At 40.4% G+C, this 3475-nt stretch carries 1 protein-coding gene; it reads right to left on the bottom strand.

All coding sequences use genetic code 11. The features are described 5' to 3' along the window. Positions 1–1097 precede the first annotated feature (1097 nt). On the bottom strand, positions 1098–2990 hold the full coding sequence (locus J1782_RS00395; protein WP_217151919.1) for a methyl-accepting chemotaxis protein: 1893 nt from the start codon (positions 2988–2990) through the stop codon (positions 1098–1100). Between the last annotated feature and the right edge of the window lie 485 nt (positions 2991–3475).

Below are 3475 nucleotides of genomic sequence, written 5' to 3'. Positions count from 1 at the left end.
CTTAAAAAATACTGTACATGTTCATCCTTAAAGGTAATATCAAATCATTGCGTGGAATAAAAATAATTATATACATATTATTCACGCGTAAATGTAGTATTACAAGGCAACGACGCCTCTATAGCCCGAAGAGTTAAGATACCGGTCCAAATTCTGGCAAAAACTCTGACTTTCCTCTGTATTATTTGCAGAGATCGAGAAAATCGGGATGTGCGCATCATCAAACCGAAAAATAACAGTGCTGTCTTTACATTCGTAACTGAGTAAGTCCGATAAATTTCTCGCATCGTATATAGATTCGCTTAGGTGCAGAACAATGATGATGTCATGATCGCAATCGATACCAACATACTTCCCAATGTCATCTCTGACTAATTCAAACCCTAAAGTAGGCTTGAATACTTTAGGGCGACTCAATTCAAGCGTTTTTTGTGTGTTAAGCTTTGATTTTAGTTTTATTAAACAACAGGATATAAGAAAAATAATTCCAGATTCAAAGCATATCAGTATGCTGGTCACTTGTAGTGAGGTTGCATCGTCTTTGTACTTAAAAAACAGGAAGACAGAGAGACAGATTAACGATAACCCTCCGCTTAAACAGAACGCCACGTACCCTCGCCTTAAGTTAAACTTCGTAAGCATAAAATGACTCCATGAACAAACTAGTTGCTACTTTACAGTGTAAAGATTTAGGTGTCCATATTGCTACGTTATTTTTACAGCATCGTGCAGCATGTCAAAGGGAATGGGAGTAGCTTATTCTTACTAAACGTTAATAACAAAAGGTATTTTAATGACACCAAATTATTTCGCAATAATAAAAAACACATATTTAATTGAATAGTGGAACGTATTTATAATATGGTAGGTATAAATGAAAATGACGTCAACCAATGAACATTATTAAATAATAAACACAGTTAAACCTACTCATCAAAGAAAAATTGTGCAGTGAGAGAACTTAATTATCAATGTCTAATACATACGTTATTCGATAACTCTATAAATAAGTAAGGAAAATCAATAGGCATACCCCGTGCGTATCCTCACGGGGTAAGAGTTGGATGAAGTATCGTGCGTCGGATCAGAGCATACTGTTAATGTAATTTGAAGAAGCCAACAGTCGCATGTAATGCTCTACCTTGGGCACTGAGCGATTCTGAAGCTGCAGAGATCTCCTGAACTAGCGTGGCATTTTGCTGGGTAGACTGTTCCATCAACGCAACTGACTGATTTATTTCCTTTATGGCCTGGCTTTGTTCCTGTGCCGAGCTTGAAATTTCATGAGTAATTGTTGCTACATCTGAAATCGCCTCTGTGAGCTCAGAAATAGTTTTTCCGGCTAAATTCACCTGCTGTGCACCGGCAACAACGTTTTCAACGGAAGAGTCGAGTAAAATCTTTATTTCTTTAGCCGCGTTAGTTGAGCGCTGCGCCAGGTTACGCACCTCTGATGCCACCACAGCAAACCCTCGTCCACTTTCACCGGCCCGTGCGGATTCCACAGCCGCATTCAGGGCAAGTATGTTGGTTTGGAAAGCAATACTTTCTATCATGCCGACAATGCCAATAATACGGCCTGACTGTTCAACTGCCGTATTCATTGTCTTCGCTGCGCTTGAAACGGCCGCGTTTCCGCGTTGGGCGACCTCAACTGCATTTTCTGCAACGGAATTAACCGCCCGTGACCTATCTGCGGTCCCGCGTACCGTACTCGACAGTTGTTCCATTGTGGCAGCCGTTTGTTGGATCGAAGATGCTTGCAGTTCAGTTCGGGATGACAAATCCTGATTGCCCGCAGAAACTTCCGCTGCGGCAAGTTTAAGATGTTGACTACTCGTCATTACATCGAGAAGGATACGCTGCTGATTTTCAACAAAAGTGTTGAACCCTACAGCTAGCATACCTATTTCATCTTTGCTGGTAGCCGGTAAACGGCGAGTCATATCGCCATCACCGGCAGAAATTTCATGCATAAGATCAGCTAAAGTACGAATTGGTTTGACCATCCGCTGCCCCATGAAAATTAATATAAATACCGCCAAAAATAAAACAATTATACCCGCTGCAATTAGCATTCTTGTAAGAGCGTTTGCAGCAGCCATCATTTCCGATTCTGGCATTAAAGCGTAATATTTCCAATTATTTTTCTGAGAGGTGTAAACAAAAACACGATATTTTTCGTTACCTAAATATACGGATAAAAGCCCCTGCTTAACAGCCGCCATTTTGTTATAATCGCCCCCAATTTCTTGCATGGACTTAAACTCTTCATTGGGGTTTTTCGGATTTATAAGAATTTTATGACTTGCGTCAGTGACCATCAGATAGCCAGAGTCTCCGAATTTTATTCCTTTTGTTAGGCGCGCAAAGTTAGTTAATGAAATATCACCTTCAAGAACTCCAATAGTTTCCCCTTGAGTATTTTTAACTACCCGAGCAAAAGGGATAATTGCGCCACCATCACCTGCTGCGCTGGTATAAGGTGCGGGTCTTACTATGTTGTCAGGGGTCGTCATGGCCAGTTTGTACCAAGGTCGTACGCGAGGATCGTAGCGTGCACCATTAAGGCTTTCTATTGGCCACTGCACATACCCCCCCCATTTAGTACCAATATCTAGATAACGCATATTGGGATGGGAATCGCCAAAATTTTTAAGTAACCGATAAATAGCCTGTTCTGCTTCGCCGTTTTTATCCGGGGTCATCCAACCTGCGCCGTTAAAATAGGTCGTTAAGGTCTGATCTGCGGCTCTGAGTTCGTTTGATTTTGATAAGTAAGTGACGTTCTGCTCGACCTCTTTAAACATGGAATCGAGGGATTCATCGGCCTGAATGATCCTTGCGTGGCTTGATGATTCAAACTGAGTAACTGCCTGATACCTCACGTTTAATGAGCCAATTACTGTAAGGCATAACACAATAACCGCCAATGTTGCCGCAGATACAGCGCTGAACTTGAATGCTATTGAACGCGTGAACTTCACCATGAATACACCCTAATTTTCCGACGGTAAATGTGAATATGGATCCACAGTAATAAAATGGATAGCTACATTATATTTCGGCGAAAAGAAGATGAACTTGAGAGAAACTTAACACAATACGCCACATAAATAGCAATTTGTTAACAGGATCGCAATTATGACAATACAAACGAAGATAACGTGAATACCCCCTGATTTAGCTTAAGTAAGTAGATGGAAAATCCACATCAACCATGCCCGCTGGGATGAAATTTCCAGTTGATGTGTAATTTTGATGAATGCATTTTTTAGTTAAGAAATCTAATGACTTTGCATCGATAAAATTTATATTTAACCTCATTTTGTTTAACTTTTGTTAAAGGTGTGTGGTTTATTATTACAATGGAAAGATGCTTTTGTCCGTAGAACGGTTTTGCCCTGGTAACTCTTTGGGATGCGTATAGGGAATTGCATCCCATTTTTTTAAAGTCAAAAAAAAGATTTTATAG

Source organism: Rahnella sp. BCC 1045 (genome assembly GCF_019049615.1).
In the GTDB taxonomy this organism is placed as follows: domain Bacteria; phylum Pseudomonadota; class Gammaproteobacteria; order Enterobacterales; family Enterobacteriaceae; genus Rahnella; species Rahnella contaminans.
The sequence above is the reverse complement of the archived record's forward strand: the minus strand, read 5'-3'. Positions and strand labels throughout refer to the sequence as shown.

What these genes read in the sequence shown, in the direction of transcription:
- J1782_RS00395 (WP_217151919.1), bottom strand. Translation starts at nt 2,990, where the DNA reads ATGGTGAAGTTCACGCGTTCAATAGCATTCAAGTTCAGCGCTGTATCT.